This is a genomic window from Pseudomonas sp. JQ36 (assembly GCF_053851495.1).
This window is the reverse complement of record NZ_CM132642.1, coordinates 1,248,540-1,266,996: the sequence shown is the minus strand read 5'-3', so window position 1 is coordinate 1,266,996 and position 18,457 is coordinate 1,248,540. Positions and strand designations below refer to the sequence as shown.

14 protein-coding genes are annotated in these 18,457 nt (G+C 59.5%); 6 read left to right on the top strand and 8 right to left on the bottom strand.

From position 1 onward, the window contains the following. Positions 1–18: 18 nt before the first annotated feature. Positions 19–813, top strand: coding sequence for an enoyl-ACP reductase FabI (gene fabI / locus ACS4NR_RS05710; protein ID WP_053119821.1), 795 nt, complete (start codon positions 19–21; stop codon positions 811–813). Positions 814–2,152: 1,339 nt separating this feature from the next. Here fabI and ACS4NR_RS05705 read toward each other — a convergent pair. From ACS4NR_RS05705 to ACS4NR_RS05690, 4 genes are read right to left on the bottom strand one after another with little or no spacing between them, the layout of a single operon-like run. After that, positions 2,153–3,118: a sensor domain-containing diguanylate cyclase gene (locus ACS4NR_RS05705; protein WP_095139630.1), complete on the bottom strand. Its 966-nt coding sequence runs from the start codon at positions 3,116–3,118 to the stop codon at positions 2,153–2,155. A 60-nt stretch (positions 3,119–3,178) separates the two neighbouring features. Further along, on the bottom strand, positions 3,179–3,757 hold the full coding sequence (locus tag ACS4NR_RS05700; protein ID WP_456019341.1) for a hypothetical protein: 579 nt from the start codon (positions 3,755–3,757) through the stop codon (positions 3,179–3,181). Between the two features lies 1 nt (position 3,758). Beyond that, the gene (locus tag ACS4NR_RS05695) at positions 3,759–5,921 is read right to left on the bottom strand and encodes a molybdopterin cofactor-binding domain-containing protein (RefSeq protein WP_456019340.1); all 2,163 of its coding nucleotides are present in this window, start codon (positions 5,919–5,921) and stop codon (positions 3,759–3,761) included. A 20-nt stretch (positions 5,922–5,941) separates the two neighbouring features. Further along, entirely contained in the window at positions 5,942–6,397 is a 456-nt protein-coding gene (locus tag ACS4NR_RS05690; protein WP_003224136.1) for a (2Fe-2S)-binding protein, read from the bottom strand. A gap of 251 nt (positions 6,398–6,648) precedes the next feature. On the opposite strand from ACS4NR_RS05690, the gene ACS4NR_RS05685 reads away from it, so the two are divergent. Continuing rightward, positions 6,649–7,479, top strand: coding sequence for an alpha/beta fold hydrolase (locus tag ACS4NR_RS05685; protein ID WP_456019339.1), 831 nt, complete (start codon positions 6,649–6,651; stop codon positions 7,477–7,479). Positions 7,480–8,282: 803 nt separating this feature from the next. Here the strand turns inward: ACS4NR_RS05685 and ACS4NR_RS05680 are convergent. Continuing rightward, a complete protein-coding gene (locus ACS4NR_RS05680) occupies positions 8,283–8,675 on the bottom strand; it encodes a GFA family protein (RefSeq protein WP_456019338.1) in 393 nt (130 codons plus the stop codon). 92 nt (positions 8,676–8,767) lie between these two features. On the opposite strand from ACS4NR_RS05680, the gene ACS4NR_RS05675 reads away from it, so the two are divergent. From ACS4NR_RS05675 to ACS4NR_RS05665, 3 genes are all read left to right on the top strand, one after another. Further along, positions 8,768–9,442: a class I SAM-dependent methyltransferase gene (locus tag ACS4NR_RS05675; protein ID WP_456019337.1), complete on the top strand. Its 675-nt coding sequence runs from the start codon at positions 8,768–8,770 to the stop codon at positions 9,440–9,442. 191 nt (positions 9,443–9,633) lie between these two features. Next, the gene (locus ACS4NR_RS05670) at positions 9,634–10,137 is read left to right on the top strand and encodes a VOC family protein (protein ID WP_456019336.1); all 504 of its coding nucleotides are present in this window, start codon (positions 9,634–9,636) and stop codon (positions 10,135–10,137) included. Positions 10,138–10,172: 35 nt separating this feature from the next. Then, a complete protein-coding gene (locus tag ACS4NR_RS05665) occupies positions 10,173–11,006 on the top strand; it encodes a helix-turn-helix domain-containing protein (RefSeq protein ID WP_456019335.1) in 834 nt (277 codons plus the stop codon). Positions 11,007–11,020: 14 nt separating this feature from the next. Here the strand turns inward: ACS4NR_RS05665 and ACS4NR_RS05660 are convergent, their stop codons facing one another. Next, positions 11,021–11,608 carry a LysE family translocator gene (locus tag ACS4NR_RS05660; RefSeq protein WP_095139638.1) on the bottom strand — a complete coding sequence of 196 codons (588 nt, stop codon included), beginning with the start codon at positions 11,606–11,608 and terminating at the stop codon, positions 11,021–11,023. A 223-nt stretch (positions 11,609–11,831) separates the two neighbouring features. On the opposite strand from ACS4NR_RS05660, the gene ACS4NR_RS05655 reads away from it, so the two are divergent. Next, on the top strand, positions 11,832–15,515 hold the full coding sequence (locus tag ACS4NR_RS05655) for a hypothetical protein (RefSeq protein ID WP_456019334.1): 3,684 nt from the start codon (positions 11,832–11,834) through the stop codon (positions 15,513–15,515). A gap of 42 nt (positions 15,516–15,557) precedes the next feature. Here ACS4NR_RS05655 and ACS4NR_RS05650 read toward each other — a convergent pair whose 3' ends face one another. Both ACS4NR_RS05650 and ACS4NR_RS05645 read right to left on the bottom strand, forming a co-directional pair. Continuing rightward, complete coding sequence (locus ACS4NR_RS05650; RefSeq protein WP_456019332.1) at positions 15,558–17,804, bottom strand: ATP-binding protein; 2,247 nt, start codon at positions 17,802–17,804, stop codon at positions 15,558–15,560. After that, the gene (locus tag ACS4NR_RS05645) at positions 17,801–18,415 is read right to left on the bottom strand and encodes a biliverdin-producing heme oxygenase (protein ID WP_456019331.1); all 615 of its coding nucleotides are present in this window, start codon (positions 18,413–18,415) and stop codon (positions 17,801–17,803) included. The genes ACS4NR_RS05650 and ACS4NR_RS05645 overlap by 4 nt, the downstream gene beginning before the upstream one ends. Between the last annotated feature and the right edge of the window lie 42 nt (positions 18,416–18,457).

The window sequence follows — 18,457 nt, the reverse complement described above, 5'->3', positions numbered from 1 at the left end:
CTGAAAGAGGAGCAACACATGGGTTTTCTCGCCGGTAAGCGCGTACTGATCGTCGGTGTCGCCAGCAAGCTGTCCATCGCATCCGGCATCGCTGCCGCCATGCATCGCGAGGGCGCTGAGCTTGCCTTCACTTATCAGAACGACAAACTGAAAGGTCGCGTTGAAGAGTTCGCACAGGGCTGGGGGTCGAGCCCTGAGCTGTGCTTCCCGTGCGACGTGGCCAGCGATGAAGAAATCGCCAAGGTCTTCGAAGCGCTGAGTAAGAAGTGGGACGGCCTGGACTGCATCGTGCACTCCGTCGGCTTCGCCCCGGGCGACCAACTGGACGGCGACTTCACCGAAGCCACCACCCGTGAAGGTTTCCGCATCGCTCACGACATCAGCGCCTACAGCTTCGTGGCCCTGGCCAAGGCTGGCCGCGAAATGATGAAAGGCCGCAACGGCAGCCTGCTGACCCTGTCGTACCTGGGCGCCGAGCGCACCATGCCGAACTACAACGTGATGGGCATGGCCAAAGCTTCGCTGGAAGCTGGCGTACGTTACCTGGCCGGCTCCCTGGGCCCGGACGGCACCCGCGTCAACTGCGTATCGGCTGGCCCGATCCGCACCCTGGCAGCCTCGGGCATCAAGAACTTCCGCAAGATGCTGGCCGCCAACGAAGCGCAAACCCCACTGCGCCGCAACGTCACCATCGAAGAAGTCGGCAACGCCGGCGCCTTCCTGTGCTCCGACCTGGCGTCGGGCATCAGCGGTGAAATCATGTACGTGGACGGCGGCTTCAACACCACCGCCATGGGCAACATCGAAGAGTAATCTTCGATAGCCGATAAAAAACCCGCCAATCGGCGGGTTTTTTGTGCCTGCAATTTCTTGAACGCCCCAAATCCCCTGTAGGAGTGAGCCTGAAGCGGATAAACCTGTGGGAGTGGGCTTGCTCACGAAGAGGCCGGCACATTCAACATGGATATCGCATGACCGGACGCTTTCGCGAGCAAGCCCGCTCCCACAGGGTTCTGCGCTGCACCTGAATTTTGTGAGCACCCGACAAACCTGTGGGAGTGGGCTTGCTCACGAAGAGGCTGGCACATTCAACATGGATATCGCCTGACCGGACACTTTCGCGAGCAGGCTCACTCCTACAAGGTTCTGCGCTGCACCTGAATTTTGTGAGCACCCGATAAACCTGTGGGAGTGGGCTTGCTCACGAAGAGGCCGGCACATTCAACATGGATATCGCCTGACCGGACGCTTTCGCGAGCAAGCCCGCTCCCACAATGTTTTTACGATATGCCTGAATTTTGTGGGCAGCGGATAAACCTGTGGGAGTGGGCTTGCTCACGAAGAGGCTGGCACATTCAACATGGATATCGCCTGACCGGACGTTTTCGCGAGCAAGCTCGCCCCCACACTGTTTTGCGATGCGCCTGAACTTTGTGGGCAGCGGATAAACCTGTGGGAGTGGGCTTGCTCACGAAGAGGCCGGCACATTCGACATGGATATCGCCTGACCGGACGCTTTCGCGAGCAAGCCCGCTCCCACAGGGTTCTGCGGTGTATCTGGATTTTGTGGGCAGCGGATAAACCTGTGGGAGTGGGCTTGCTCACGAAGAGGCCGGCACATTCAACATGGATATCGCCTGACCGGACGTTTTCGCGAGCAAGCTCGCTCCCACACTGTTTTGCGATGCGCCTGAACTTTGTGGGCAGCCGACAAACCTGTGGGAGTGGGCTTGCTCACGAAGAGGCCGGCACATTCGACATGGATATCGCCTGAGCGGACGCTTTCGCGAGCAAGCCCGCTCCCACAATGTTTTTACGATATGCCTGAATTTTGTGGGCAGCCGACAAACCTGTGGGAGTGGGCTTGCTCACGAAGAGGCCGGCACATTCGACATGGATATAGCCTGAGCGGACGCTTTCGCGAGCAAGCCCGCTCCCACAATGTTTTTACGATATGCCTGAATTTTGTGGGCACCCGATAAACCTGTGGGAGTGGGCTTGCTCACGAAGAGGCCGGCAGATTCAACATGGATATAGCCTGACCGGACGCTTTCGCGAGCAGGCTCACTCCTACAAGGTTCTGCGATGTGCCTGGATTTCGTGGGCAGCCGCTAAATCTGTGGGAGCTGGCTTGCCAGCGATGAGGCCCGAATCAGCGCCGCTTCAATGCCTGCTTGTGCGCATACATCGCCTCGTCGGCATCCGCCAGCAGCCGATCGACGCTGTCGTGGCGTTGCGGATCGTAGGCAATCTGGCCGACGCTGAAGCGGATGTCATAACCGCGCTGCAACGTCGCGTTGCGCTCGTCGAGGATCTCTTTGAGCCTGGCCATGATCGCCGTGGTTTCGACGTGACAGGAGCCGGTCAGCAGCGCCACGAACTCATCGCCCCCCAGGCGCCCGATCACGTCGCTCTCGCGAAAGGCAATGCGCAGCACATCGGCGAAGGTCTTCAGCGCACTGTCGCCTTCAGCATGGCCGTAGTGATCATTGATGTGTTTGAAGTCATTGAGGTCGAAAAACAGCAGTGTCGCCGGTTTGTCCCGGTGCTTGCAGGCATCCAGCGCATGTTGAGCGAGGGCCTTGAAGCCACGGCGGTTGGACAGCAGCGTCAGCTCGTCCATATTCGCCATCTGCACCGCCATCAACTCCTGCTCGGCCATACCGGCCAGATCGCGCAACAGGGCACGCTCCTCGTCGTCGAGTTCGCGCGGCTTGGTGTCGATCAGGCACAACGTGCCCATTTTGTTGCCGTTGGGCACGGTCAGCGGGTAGCCCGCGTAGAAACGAATCTTCGGCTCACCGGTGACCAGCGGATTGTCATGAAAGCGTTTGTCCTGCTTGGCATCGGGCACCAGCAGCAATTCGTCCTGAAGAATCGCGTGCCCACAGAACGACACATCACGCGGGGTTTCGTTGACGTCGAGGCCGACGCACGACTTGAACCATTGCCGATCCTTGTCCACCAGCGTGACCAGCGCAATCGGCACGTTGAACAGGCGTTTGGCCAGACGGGTTAATCGGTCGAAGCGTTCTTCGGGCGCAGAATCCAGGACGTTCAGTGCGTGCAACGCCTGGATTCGCACAGCTTCATTGGCGGGTTTACTCGGGGCCAGCATCACGCACTCCATCGAAGTCAGTGGCCGTAGAGTAGCCTGATTTTGCGCAGGGTCACATCGTCAACTCCCGGCTATCGGGCACGGCCCACCGGCATCGGCCCAAAGCTTGAACTGGGCCACAAAAATGTCATGCGGCACCGGCACCGGTGCGCGCCCTGCCCCGGGATTCCAGCCCCACAACACCAGTTTGTCGTCGCTGACATGTTTGATCAGTGCGGCGAAATCACGGTCGCCGTTGCTCGAACGGTCCTTGATCATCGCGCACAACTTGTCCGGTGGCAGACCGATCCAGGCCATCTTGTGCGCCGCCGGCGGCAGGCTCCAGTGCGGCGCTCCCGGAGGTGCATGCGCGCCATAACTTTCAGGCGGATTGCTCTCGCCATGGCAGGTGGCGCAAGGCAAACCGGCAGCGCCCTTGCCGTCCATGCCGCGCACCACATTCATCGCGTGTGGAATGCCGGCATCGAATTGCAGTGGCGAGTCGCCGGGAATGTGGCAGTTCTGGCAGCGCGGGCTCTGGAACACCTTCTGCACCGTACCGAATGCCTTGAGCGCTTCCTGATCATCGGCGAACAGGTCCGAGGCATAGCCGCCCAGCCCCAGCAACATCATCGTGCCCAACAGCAGATGTCGTTTCATCTCACACCCCCGACAGTTGCAGCGGCAGTTCACGCAAGCGTTGCCCGGTCAGCGCATACACCGCGTTGGCCACCGCCGGCGCGGTGGGCGGAACCCCGGCCTCGCCGATGCCGCCGGGCTTGTCGCTGCTGGGCACGATATGCACCTCGACCAGCGGCATCTCGTTGATCCGCAGCACCTGGTAATCGTGATAATTGGACTGCACCACCGCGCCATCCTTGACCGTCAGCTTGCTGTGCAGCGCCATGCCCAGGCCAAAAGTGATGCACGATTCCATCTGCGCCGCGATGCTCTGCGGGTTGACCGCGATCCCACAGTCCACCGCACACACCACGCGGTGCACGCGGATCGCCAGATTGTCCTGAGAGACCTCGGCCACCTGCGCCACATAACTGCCGAACGACTCGTGCACCGCCACACCCAACGCATGTCCGTCCGGCAACGGCGCTTTCCAGTTGGCCTTCTCCACCGCCAGATTCAGCACCCCGAGGTGCCGCGCATGGTCCTTGAGCAAGGTGCGTCGATATTCGACCGGGTCCTTGCCCGCAGCCGTGGCCATCTCATCGATCAGCGACTCCATGACGAACGCGGTGTGGCTGTGCCCCACCGAACGCAGCCACAGTACATTGATCCCGGTCTGCGGCGAATGCAGCTCGACCTGCTGATGGGCCAGGCCCTTGATATACGGGCTGTCGGCCACGCCTTCGACCGAAGTCGAATCGATGCCGTTCTTGACCATGGTCTGTTCGAGCATGGTGCCGGCCATGATCGACTGGCCGACCAGCACATGCTGCCAGCTCAGCGGCATGCCCTGCCCGTCGAGGCCGATGCGCGCCTGATGCAGGAACATCGAGCGATAATAACCGCCGCGAATGTCATCCTCGCGCGACCACACGGTTTTCACCGGCAGCCCGGCGGCTTTCGCCACTTGCACCGCTTCGGCGACGAAGTCCGAGGTCGGATTGGCCCGCCGCCCGAATCCGCCACCGAGAAACTCGGTATGAATCTCCACCTGCTCCGGTTTGAGCCCGGTGATCTTGCCGGCGACCATCTGGTCGAGGGTCTGGAATTGCGTGCCGGTCCAGATCTCACACTTTTCGGCGCTGATCTTTACCGTACAGTTCAGCGGTTCCATCGGTGCGTGCGCCAGATACGGCACGCTGTATTCGACATCGATTTTCTTCGCCGACTTGTCGAAGTTGCCCTGCGGATCCCCAGCCTGACTGGCGGAAGTGCCCGGTGTCGCCGCCAGTTTGCGGAAACTGTCGAGCAGGCCCTGGCTGCTCAGGTCAGCGTGCGGCCCGAGATCCCAATCGACCTTCAGCGCATCGCGTCCGAGTTTCGCCGCCCAATAATGCACGGCAATCACCGCCACGCCGGTCGGCACTTGCACGACCTTGTGCACGCCCGGCACCGCCAGCGCCTCGGCGCCCTCGAAGGATTTGACCGTGGCACCGAACACCGGCGCGCGCGCGACCATCGCGGTCATCAAGCCCTCGAATTGCACGTCCATGCCGAACCTGGCGCGGCCGGTGATTTTCTCCGGGGTGTCGAGACGCTTGGTCGGTTTGCCGATGACTTTCCAGTCCTTGGCCTCCTTGAAGGTGATCGACTTTGGATCCGGCACTGGCAGTTGCCCGGCGGCGTCCGCCAGTTCGCCGTACGTCGCACGTTTATCGCCGGCGATCACTACACCCGACTCGGTGCGAATCGTCGACGCAGCGACGTTAAAGCGCTTGGCCGCCGCTTCCACCAGCATCTGCCGCGCCGTGGCCCCGGCGAGCCGGTAACGGTCGAACTCCATCCAGGTCGAGGTCGAGCCGCCGGTAATCTGCATCCCGCCAAACGCCGGCATGCCGTAATTGGCCGCCGAGGCCGGCGAGTGTTCGACGCGGATCTTCGACCAGTCGGCGTCCAGCTCTTCGGCGATCAGCATGGTCAGACCGGTCCAGATGCCCTGGCCCATTTCAGAATGCCCGAGCAACACCGTGACGCTGTTGTCAGCGCCGATACGCAAAAACGCATTCGGCGCGAAGACCTTGCCTTCATTCTCCGCTGCCAGGGCAAAACGATGGGCACCGGGGACGGCAAATGCCACCACCAGACCGCCACCCAACACGGCACTGCCCTTGAGAAACCCGCGACGCGATACAGGACTGTTCATCAGCCTTCTCCAAACATGCATCAGCCGATTTCGGACGCGCGCTTGACCGCCGCACGGATCCGCGGATAGGTACCGCAGCGGCAAATATTGCCGGAGAGCGCCTGATCGATATCGCTGTCGGTGGGTTTGGGGATTTTCGCCAGCAGCGCGGCGGCAGACATGATCTGCCCGGACTGGCAGTAACCACACTGCACCACGTCGAGTTCGGCCCAGGCCTGCTGCACCGGGTGCGAGCCGTCGGTGGACAGTCCTTCTATGGTGAGGATTTTCTGGCCGTGGGCCACGGCGGTGGCGGGCGTGATACAGGCACGCAGCGGCGCGCCATCGACGTGTACGGTACAGGCGCCACACTGAGCCATGCCGCAGCCGAATTTGGTACCAGTCAGGTGCGCCACATCTCGCAGGACCCAGAGCAACGGCATGTCGGCCGGCACATCGAGTTCCTGATCCTTGCCATTGATATTCAAGGTCAGCATCGGGGATTTTCCTCAGACTCACGGTGTTCTGAAGGGGCGTCGCTACGGTCAGCAAAGCCTGTGCGCGCCTCGGCTTATCCCTTTCAGCAAAGCCTAATTTGCGCGTGAAGCCAGACGTGGCGACCACCGGTCATGCCTCAACGCCAAAATGTCGACTTTAATCCTCTGGCTGATAAAGGCGCTCATCCGAACCCTCACGACCGTTCTGCGACGAGCGCGGTAACCCATCACCTTGGTCAGGAGTCGCGAACATGGGATTTGTCACCACCAAAGACGGCGTCGATATTTTCTACAAAGACTGGGGGCCGAAGGACGCCCCGGTGATCCACTTCCACCACGGCTGGCCGCTCAGCGCGGACGACTGGGATGCGCAGATGCTGTTCTTTCTGGCCAAGGGCTTTCGGGTGATTGCCCATGACCGTCGCGGGCACGGACGGTCGAGCCAGGTCTGGGACGGCCACGACATGGACCATTACGCCGACGATGTGCTGGCGGTGGTTCAGCACCTGGGGTTGAAGAACGTGGTGCATGTCGGCCACTCCACCGGCGGCGGCGAGGTCATTCACTACATCGCCCGTCATGGTCAGGACAACGTCGCCAAAGGCGTGTTGATCAGCGCAGTGCCTCCGTTGATGGTCAAGACCGAGAGCAATCCGGGTGGCTTGCCGAAATCGGTGTTCGATGATTTTCAGGCGCAACTGGCGGCCAATCGTGCGCAGTTCTATCGCGACATTCCCACTGGCCCGTTCTACGGCTACAACCGCCCGGGGGCCACGCCTTCGGAAGGGATCATCAGCAACTGGTGGCGTCAGGGCATGATCGGCGGGGCCAAGGCGCATCACGACGGGATCGTCGCGTTCTCGCAGACCGATTTCACTGAAGACCTGAAGAAGGTCACCGTGCCGGTGCTGGTGATGCACGGCGAGGATGATCAGATCGTGCCGTACGCAAACTCCGGGCCTTTGTCGGCGAAACTGCTGCCAAATGGCACGTTGAAGTCGTATCCGGGGTTTCCGCACGGGATGCCGACGACTGAGGCGGAGACGATCAATGCGGATCTGCTGGCGTTTATTCGCGGTTGAGATAACCGAAGTCAGCTGACTCCCCTGTAGGAACGGGCTTGCTCGCGAAGGCAATCGGTCTGTCGATATCAGGTTGACTGAACCACCGCTTTCGCGAGCAAGCCCGCTCCCACCATAGTCGGTGGCGTGCACACCTCTATCTATCCAACACAAATCCTGTGGGAGCGGGCTTGCTCGCGAAGGCAATCGGTCTGTCGACATCGAGTTGGCTGAACCACCGCTTTCGCGAGCAAGCCCGCTCCCACCAAGGTCGGTGGGGTACACACCTCTATCTATCCAACACAAATCCTGTGGGAGCGGGCTTGCTCGCGAAGGCAATCGGTCTGTCGACATCGGGTTGACTGAACCACCGCTTTCGCGAGCAAGCCCGCTCCCACCAAGGTCGGTGGGGTACACACCTCTATCTATCCAACACAAATCCTGTGGGAGCGGGCTTGCTCGCGAAGGCAATCGGTCTGTCGATATCGAGTTGGCTGAACCACCGCTTTCGCGAGCAAGCTCGCTCCCACCATAGTCGGTGGTGTACACACTTCTATCTATCCAACACAAATCCTGTGGGAGCGGGCTCGCTCGCGAAGGCAGTCTGTCTGTCGGACTCGGGTTGGCTGACCCACCGTATTCGCGAGCAAGCTCGCTCCCACCATGGTCGGTGGTGTACACACTTCTATCCATCCAACACAAATCCTGTGGGAGCGGGCTTGCTCGCGAAGGCAATCGGTCTGTCGATATCGAGTTGGCTGACCCACCGCCTTCGCGAGCAAGCCCGCTCCCACCAGGGGACTCGGTATTGCCCGGACTTTTTGCTATTCCTCGGTGCGCCCCGTGCCTTCGCGATCACGTTCGTAGTGGTGGGCCAATGGCAGCGCCGGCAACCATGACTCACGCCGCACAGTCCACAGCTCATAAGTCGGCTTGAACTGGTTCGGCGCGTCCAGCGAGCCGACATTGACTTCAATTTCATCCCCCGAACGTGCCAGTACCGGCGACCCACAGCGCGGACAGAACACCCGCCCTTGATACTCGCCGGTCTTGCCACTGACGGTCAGCGCATTCTCGGGAAATATCGCCGAGGCATGAAACAACGCGCCGTGGTGTTTGCGGCAGTCGAGACAGTGGCAGATCCCGACGCGGTAAGGTTCGCCTGATGCTTCGAAACGCACATCGCCGCACAGGCAGCCGCCAGTTAATGGGCTCATGGTGTCTATCCTCTGCCAGACTCTGTTCAGCCTTTGACCATAGCAGTCGTACAAGCCAACGCCCACATTCTGCCTTTGCCGGAGACAGCGCCATGCCCTCCCCCGAATCCATCTTGTTACAGAGCTGGCACGCCAACGCTGATGCCTGGATCGAAGTGATCCGCAGCGGTGCCATCGAAAGCCGTCAGCAGGTCACCGATCAGGCGATCCTGCTGGCGATCATGGGCCGCCAACCGGAGTGCGTGCTGGATCTGGGCTGCGGCGAAGGCTGGTTGTTGCGGGCGCTGGCGGATCGCGGTATCAATGTGGCAGGCGTCGACGGCGATGCGACACTGATCGAGGCGGCACGCACGGCCGGTTCAGCCAGTGTGCATGTCGCCAGTTACCAGACGCTGGTCGAGGCCGAAGTCGACATCGGTCGTGATTACGATTTGATCTGCGCCAACTTCTCGCTGCTGCATCAGGAGATCATTCCATTGCTCGCCGCGATGCATGCGTTGCTGGCTCCCGGCGGTGCCATGATCATCCAGACCCTGCACCCGTGGGCGGTTGCCGCAGGCGATTATCAGGACGGCTGGCGAGAAGAATCCTTTGCCGGGTTCAAGGGTCAGTGGCAGCCGATGCCGTGGTATTTCCGCACGCTGTCGAGCTGGTGCAACGCGCTGGACATGGCAGGTTTTCAAATTGTCAGCCTGCAGGAACCGCAGCACCCGCAAAGCCCGGTGCCGCAGTCACTGTTGCTGATCGCCGAACGGCGCTCCTTGTAGGAGTGAGCCTGCTCGCGATGGCGTCGTCGCAGCTTGCATAGGCGTTGCCTGACCCTACGCCATCGCGAGCAGGCTCACTCCTACAGGGTTTGTCAGCAAGCGACGCACTTGTCGATCTACGGCACCGCCCTTCGACCAAGGACTGACTACGCTGATAATCCTGCGTGTCTAACCTGCCGAGGATGACTGCCATGCAACGCTTTCAAAAACTCACGCCGTGCCTGTGGTTCGACGATCAGGCCGAAGCGGCGGCGAAGTTCTATTGCTTGATCTTCGACCATTCGAAAATTACCGGCCTTACCCACTACAGCAAGGTCGGTCAGGAGTTTCACGGCAAGCCGGAAGGCACCGTGATGACCGTCAGTTTCGAACTCGACGGCCAGACCTTCACTGGTCTCAATGGCGGACCGATGTTCAAATTCAGTGAAGCCATTTCGTTTCAGGTCAATTGCCAGAATCAGGAAGAAGTCGACCACTTCTGGGGCAACCTGTCGGCCGGTGGGCCGGTCGAGGCGCAGCAATGCGGCTGGCTCAAGGACCAGTTCGGGGTGTCGTGGCAGATCGTGCCGGTGGCGTTCATGCACATGATGCAAGACCCCGATACCAGCAAGTCGCAACGGGCGATGCAGGCCATGTTCAAGATGAAAAAACTCGACATCGCCGAACTGGAGCGGGCCTTTGCCGGCCAGAGCTAATACACTCCGGTTCTGGCCTGCCGGGAACCATAACGATGAAACACGCTGCCGCCAAAAATCCTGAAAAAGCCCCACGCTTCTGGCGGGACGCTGCCCTGCCCTTCATCGAAGCGCGGGCCATCGCCGATGGCCGTGAGGTCTGCTACTCGCGCCATTCCCATGCGCATTTTTCGATCGGCGCGATCACGGCGGGGCGCAGCATTTATGTGCATGAGCAATCGCGGTTCGAAGTCGCCGACGGTACGGTGGTGCTGATGAATCCAGGAGACGTGCATGCCTGCAATCCGATCGATGATCAGCCGTGGTCGTACCTGATGTTGTATGTGGAGACGCCGTGGCTGACGGATTTGCAGCATCAACTGGGGTTCAGTGCGGAGCTGGAGTTTCGGCGGTTCTCCACTACTCATCTGGATGACCCGCGACTGTTTCGTGACCTGCAAGGGCTTTACGTCACACTGGTCGACGAGCAGCAGGACGTACTGCGCAAACACAGCGCAGCGGTGGAGTTTTTCAGCGATCTGCAACTACGCTTGAACCCGGCTGAACCACCGTTACGCGAGCCGAATTTCAAGCTCGAACGCGCCGCCGACTTCATCCGCGAACACTGCACTGACCTGCTCAGCCTGGAGGACATCTGCACGGCGGCGCAGTTGTCACCGTCGTATCTGATCCGAGCGTTCAAGCAGCATTACGGCATGACGCCGCATGCGTTTGTGGTCAACCAGCGCATCCAGTTTGCTCGCGAACGTCTGCGCAGCGGCCAGTTGATTGCCGATGTCGCACTGGAAGCAGGGTTTGCCGATCAGGCGCATTTTCAGCGCGCATTCAAACAGCATCTGGCGGCAACACCCGGCCAGTATCGCGGCTGACCCTGGCGCCGGGCTCACGGCAACAGCAGATAACCCGCGCTCGCCGCCAGCAACAAGGCCATCAACCGATTGAACAGGCGCATCCCCTTCGGATTGCCCAGATACCCACGCAGAAACGTCCCGGCATAGACCCAGCAACCGACCGACAGATAACAGATCACCAGATACACCGCGGCGAACTGCCAGACCAACCGCGCCTCGCCATCGGCGACAAACGCGCCCATCCCTGCCACACAGGCCAGCCAGGCTTTCGGGTTGAGCCATTGCATCACCGCGCCGTACAACATCGACGGCGCCCGCCCCGCCTCGCCGGCATGCAACTGGCCGTCATCGGCAGCCAGCTTCCAGGCCATGAACAACAGAAACGCCACCCCGGCCAATTGCACCACCCGGGTCAGGAATGGCCACAGTTTCAGGACTTCATGCAGGCCCAGGCCCATCAGCACCAGCAACAACACAAACCCCAGCGTCGCTCCCGCCACGTGCCGCTGACTGGCCCGAAAGCCGAACTGCGCACCGGAACTCAGCGCGACGATGTTCACCGGGCCCGGGGTTATGGACGCCACTAGCGCGAACGCCGCCATCGACACAATCAGACTCATAACGCACCTGCCGCAGATTGGGGAGAAAGAGACTCAGGCTAACTAAGGCATAGCCTCCTGTATTGAACAAAATTGCCCTCGTATCGACCGACAGGAAACATACATTGAAACCAATACTGCAGAACAAACCCTGACTGCGCCGATATAGTCGCCATGCGAAAACAAAACTTCGCCATACCCGTTTATTGACCCACCTATATAGCCATGGATGGACTGACACCCAATGACGACTTTAACCAATCTTTTTACCCCGGCACCTCTATCAAGTGAGCAACTTGAGCGACGTGCTATTGCGCAGACAATGAGAGCCATGCTCGAAAAGTGGGAAAAGGCCAAGGCCAGCGACAACTATGCCTACCCCACCAACCGTGTTAATAACAAACAACTGTGCATATCGACTCTTGAGGGAAGTCTATTCAATCAAGCGCATTTTTCGGCACACATCGTCCTGCGCCAACTGGTACGTCAGCCACAATTCGTTGCAATCGTCGATACGTTAGAAATCAATGATGACAACTGGACACTGGTCAATAAAAAGGGGGAAATCTTTCAAGTCCATGAAATCGAAACAACTGTCGGGACGTTTATCGAGCGCATTGATATCACCCAGCAGATCAACGAGATTGATTCGTTGAAAGCCGACCTGCAACTGCTGGCCAGCAGTGCAGTCATGACAGGTGGCATCGTGTCTTCAAGCGACCGTCTGCCCTTGCTCAACTGGCTGCAGTTCCAGCAACTGAACCTGCCCGAGACCGCAGACCAGTTGCAAAACCTGATTGCCTGGCTCGAACTGACGTTGCCGCTGCCGCCCACGCATGGCAACTACTGGGGGATATCGAACGAAACCGGCGCAACAGAGCTGTGCATCGACGAAGATCAGCAATCGGCTATCTATCAGGTCATCCATAAGCTGATGGACAAGGGCGAGCCGCGCACGGAACCGCTGATCAATTATCTGGCGGGTGCACTGCTCAAGAAAGAGACGCCGACAGCCCTGCGTGAATACCCGCGTCGCGCCTGGGAATTGCTGATCGAGACCGAAGAAGCCAGAGCTTTCGTCCAGTCCTGCCTTGAAGCGTTGAATGGACCGTCCATGGCCAATGCGACTGTGCTGAGCACAGCGCAGCGCAGTCGCCTGCTGGTCGCAGCGGTCATGCTGGATTTGTCGTTGGGTCGCGATGACAAGAACCAGAATTTCATCGAGCAAAATATCTATAACCCAGGTTACGTGCAGGCTACCTCCCATGAGGTCAACCTGGCACTGGAACAGGCACTCGGACGCCGACGTATCAAGGAATATGCAGCTCCCATGACGCTGGAACTGATCCTCGCCGGACTTGCGCCCGAGTTCCTGGTCAGGACACCCACGACGCTACAGATCGGCACGCCAGGCTGGGTAATTCTGCGCAAATCGGTAAGTCTGGCCGAGAGCATCGCGCCTGGCCTGTCCAGTCAGATGTCCTATGACAAGCTGCTTGAATTGGGCGCGATTTTGCCCACCAGTGCGCAACAGCAGACCCTGCATGACTGGGCGAACCTGCGAGGCATCATGGACTGGTCGATGCTGAATGGCCTGGAACCGGAGAATGCCAATGACCTGCCAACCCAGGAGCTGTTCAAGCAGGCAGCCACCCAATACAACGCCCACATCGAGGCGATCAACACCGCACTGACAACGATCGCCACCCCACCGGTCAGCCGGCGCAAGCTGGCGAAAGCCGAGCTGTACGACGTTGGTTGCGACCCGATGATGCAGATAGCGTTGCCGGTCGAATACGGATACAAACGCAACTATCATTCCGTGCTTGATGTTTATATGACCCGCAACTTGCTGTTCAAAAAGGGCTATGACAGGCAATCCGGAACAAGTATCTACAAGGCGTATCCGGATCTGCTGACACTCGAGCCAATCAACGACATTTACAAGGCAAAAGTAAAAGAACACTTCAAACAATACAAAACGGCCATCAATACCACTGTGCGCCTGACACTTTCACGATTGTCACTGGAAGAACGGATGGCACTTGAATTTGGCAAGGCGGCCATATTCAGCGTTCGCGAAGTTACCTCACACTCCCCGAAAAATAGTAACTTCGTACCTTTTGACCCACGTTTAACAGCGCGTTTCGGCAACATGCTGTTTTGCAAGTATGGATTGCATTTTTACTGCTTTGAAGTATTCCCTCTGCAAGGCATTTGCCGAAATAATCCGGCACTGGCTGAAGCTTACATCCGTGGCCATACAACTGATGAGTATGGATGGTTTACCGAGGGACCGAACGGCGACAGCGACTTCAAGTCGCTGACGTATCTTTCCACGCGAATCGAAAAAACCGCCTACTTCGAAGGCCAGCCCCCCTTGGGCGAGGAGCTGCGAGACAGGCCGGGCATCATTCTCGAACGCTTTGCCGAATTCGATGAACCTGACGACGCGCTCCCCTTCACGCGTAGCCCTATGCACAGTTTCAACTCGGAGCGTTTCAACAAGATCGGCGAAATCATTGCCGAACATAATCCCCCGACCCATTACGATCAGTTTTATGCAATCAGTTACGACAGACCTGCCCTGGAGAAAAAACATGATGACTGGGACAACGTCACCGAAACCTTTCTCGACATCGTCATCCCGTTCCGTCAGTGCATCAGGGGCCTGTCCTCCGGTGATCCGGATCTTCGTAGCGGTGCCATATTCAGCTGTGTGATGGACCTTACCGCGATCCTCTTCGTCTTTGCCGGAGCGCTGGGGCCGTTCAGCAAGGCGCTGGGCAGCAGTACAAGACTGTTAAGCCTGAGCAAGGTCGGCGCAAGCGTAGCGCTGTCGGTGTTCAATCCGCTCGATGGCGTTCCGAAGCTGGTTTACGGTGGTGCCAGACTGGTCGGTAAAGGCGTGATGAAACTCAGCCATTTCGGCCATACCGTCATCCGGGCCGGAGCCGGACAACTCCGAGCGCTGAGCAGTACCAGCAGCGGCTCGTACGACCTGGTCAAGGCCCTGAGCAAGACCGGGGTTGCAGCGGAGATTCGCATGACGTTGCCGACGCTGGCGCATGCACGGGCATTGTTCAAGGATGATGCACTCGAAACAGTCGAACAGCTCGTCACACGCCTGAGCCAGGACGTTGTTTCCATACCCAAGGGCGGCAATGCGACAGAACTGCAGCATCTGTTCAACGCTGCAACGAGGGAAGCGACTCAGTCCTCAAAGGGATTCCAGCAACTGGAATCGTTAATAGGTCATGCCGCGGCGAACGACGTACTGATCAGCTTCACCAAAAGCAGAGGCCCCCGGTTCAACGGCACAAAGTTCACTACAAAAGCTGGTGACTATTCGGAAATACTTGGATCAATGGCCGAGCTTGAATCCAGGAAAGTCATCTATCTGAAGAATCATCAGCAAAGCGTCTTGAAGCTGGATCTGGGCAAGCCACCCTACAGCGACGTGATGCCCGAAACGGCGTTCAACCCGCAGGGTTTCACCGACAATGCGCAGAGAGCCGGAGCCTGGATGGTCAAGGGTTCGTCCTCCGACAACGAACTGGAGCACATTGTCGCGATCCTGCGCGAGTATACGAACAACAATAAATCGCTCACCGATGCGACCGTGGTCAAAGAGATCCACGCTCGATTGGTGCCTCAACTGGCGGAGTCTGTGCGCGAGGTAGGACAGCCAACAAAATATGGTGGCAGCATCAGCGGTTATGCTTCGCTGGAACAACATCTGAAGACGCTCGATGCCGCCCATGAGCACGTCGACAAACACTTGCTGGCGGCCATCGCCGGTTTTCAAGGCTTCGGCGACGGCAATGGTCGTACCGCCAGCGCGGTGTATGCGATCAGCCAACTGCGCAACAATCGATTTGTACCGATGCCGAAACACGTGTTCATGTCGTTGAGCGATCTGGGCTAACCACCCAAAATCCGTGCCCCGTTTAACGTGGCACGGATTTCTTCATTCCCCGGAGAGCATCGCCGGCACCGTAAACCGAAACTCAGTGCCCTCACCCGGCTCGCTGCTGGCCTCGATCCGCCCGCCGTGGGCTTCAACAATCCCCTGCGTGATGTACAAGCCCAGTCCGGTTCCGGTCGGGTTGCCCTCCTTCACCGTCCAGTAGCGATCAAACACCCGCGCCAGGTTTTCCTTGGGAATGCCTTCGCCGGTATCGCGCACGGTGAACACGATTTCCTTGCCGTCAGACTTCGCCAACACACCCACCGAGCCTTTGCGCGGGGTGAACTTGATCGCGTTGCCGATCAGGTTTGACAGCACCTGAAACAGGCGCTCCGGGTCGGCATGGATTTTCAGGTCGGGATCGGCCTGGAACGAGATGCTGATGTCCTTGTCCAGCGCCAGTGGCCCGAGCAGCGACTGGGTCTCCTCGAACATCTGCCCGACATCCAGGGTCTGCGGGGCGATCGTGTAGCGCCCGGCGTCGATCTTCGAGGTGTCGAGCAGATCTTCCAGTAGCGTGTTCATCCGCCCGGCCGCCTGCTGCATGGTGTCGATCGCCGTGGAGATGCGCCGCGAGGTATGCGGGCCGTCGGAACTGAAGGTCTTCTGCATCATGCCGCAGAGCATGGAAATCACCGTCATCGGGTTGCGCAGGTCGTGGGAAACCACCGCTACCAATTCATCACGGGCGCGCACTGCCTCCTGCTCACGGCGCACCTGACGGGCGAGGTCGTTTTCCAGTGCCGAACGGCGCAGGTCATTGGCCGCGAACAGATCACCGTGACTCCATTTGGTGGAGATCCCGGCCATCTCGACTTTCCAGATTTCGAACGAAGTGCGCGGACGCAGACGCAGGCCGGCGTCGGAGTTTTCCAGATCCAGCGGCTTGCGCGGGTCACCGCTCCAGCTGATGTTTTCCTTGACCTCGGGGCGGAACCAGAGCACGCCGTTGTCCACCGGTTTGGGCAGGCTCATGGCGAGTACACCGCTGGCCACTTGCTGAAATTGCGCGGCCGGCGGGTAGACGCTTGCCAGATGATGGCTGGCGAATACCGGCTCACCGGTGTCCTGCAACCACTTGTGCAGGGCGCGAATCTCCTCCGGCTCCGGGCAGTTGCCGTAGCGATGCAATTGCTTGTCTTCGATGATCGCAATGCCCCCGGCCCCGGCCAGCGCCATCAGCACTTGAGGTTGTTGCGCCAGACCATCGAAGACATTTTGCGGGGAGTCGATCATCGCCTGATTGAGCAGCGCTAGCGCCTCGACTTTCTCTTCGCGCTGGCGGCTGATCTCCAGCGCCTCCATTGCACTGATCTGCAGCGACAGCACCTGACCGATGGTCTGGCACGCGCTGCGCAGTTCGTGCGGCACATGCAACGGCTGGCGGTTGCCGCAGCTGATCAGGCCCCAGAGTTTGTCGCCCTTGAGCAGCGAAATGCTCATCGACGACAGCACGCCCATGTTCTTCATGTACTGGCAGTGAATCGGCGAAACGCTGCGCAGGGTGGCGAAACTCAGGTCCAGCGGGGTCTGAGTGTCCGGGCGCAGCTTGGGCACCAGCGGCACCGGCTGGTAATCGGCATTCGGGATGATTCGCAGCCAGTTGGTGCGGTACAGCTCGCGCGCCTGCTCGGGGATGTCCGAGGCTGGGAAAAACAGGCCGTTGAACACTTCCATCGACGGATCGGACGCCTCGGCGATCACCTGACCGTGGCCCTCCTCCTCGAAGCGGTAGATCAGCACCCGGTCGTAACCGGTCATTGCCTGGATTTCCTTGACGCTGATGTCGTACAGCGCCTGCAGCGAAGTTGCCGCTTGCAAGCGCTGAAGCATGCGCCCCAGATGGGTCTGGTTGCCGGCGACGTTACGCGGCTGGAAATTTTCGACGTGGATTTCCAGTTCCAGAATCAACACGCCTTGATGACGGTGCAGCAACCCTTCGAACGCGGTGCCGTTGAGGCGAAAGTGCAGCGGTCCGGCATCGGCAAATACCGGTTGTTGCAACGCCTCGCGCACGGCCGCCGCATGCGTCTCACCCAGCAATTGGTGCAGCGGCTGGCCGATCAGTTCTTGCGCCGGGCGTGCCAGCAGGGTCTCGACGTTGGCGCTGATCTGAATGATTTCCAGCGCCGGTTCGCTCAGGGTCAGCAACAGGCCATGAGGCTGGATCGCGCCGGGAAAGCGGATCGGCTCGTCGGCACAGTTGGCCAGCAGTTCTTCAAAGGCTTCTTGGTCTTGCGGGTTCATGCCAGTACCTCCCGGCTTTCGAGCCAGCGCTCGAAACAACTGAATGTGGTTCGGGCCGCCGCAACCACGGCTTCACGTTCGCTTGCATCCAGCGATCGACTGCCCAGGTATTCAATGAAATCGCGCCAGCGGCGGCCGGTGGCGGAGCCATAAATATCGAGGAAGGCCGCACCGTTAGCGGCGTTCAGGCTCAACCGCGAGGCGATTTCGCGACGCAGGATCTGCCCGCCGAGGGTTGCCCCTTCCAGCACGTACGTCACTCCCAGACAGGCAGCGCTGGAGTCGATCACGGGCAGCGCCTGACACAGCGGCAAACGGGCGATAGCCTCGACCGACAGGCCTTGGGCCCTCAGATCATTGAACAGGGTCGGCGCCTTGAGACGCGGCGCAAGATCGAAATCGACCGGGATCACGCCACTGTCGAGCAATGCGCTTTCCATCGGCCGATAAAAGCCGTAGTAGGCCTGCATCAGCAGCAAAAAAGCGTTGGAATCGAGGGTATCGGAGAAAAAAGGAAGACGTTTTTCCAGTGCGATGTGCAGTTCGGCAGTGCCGGCTCGCAGATCTTGCAGCACCGGTGGCACATAAACTTCACGGGCCTTTGCTTGCATGTAGATCGCTCTTGGTGGGGCCGCTTCGGGGCCGGCAGGGTG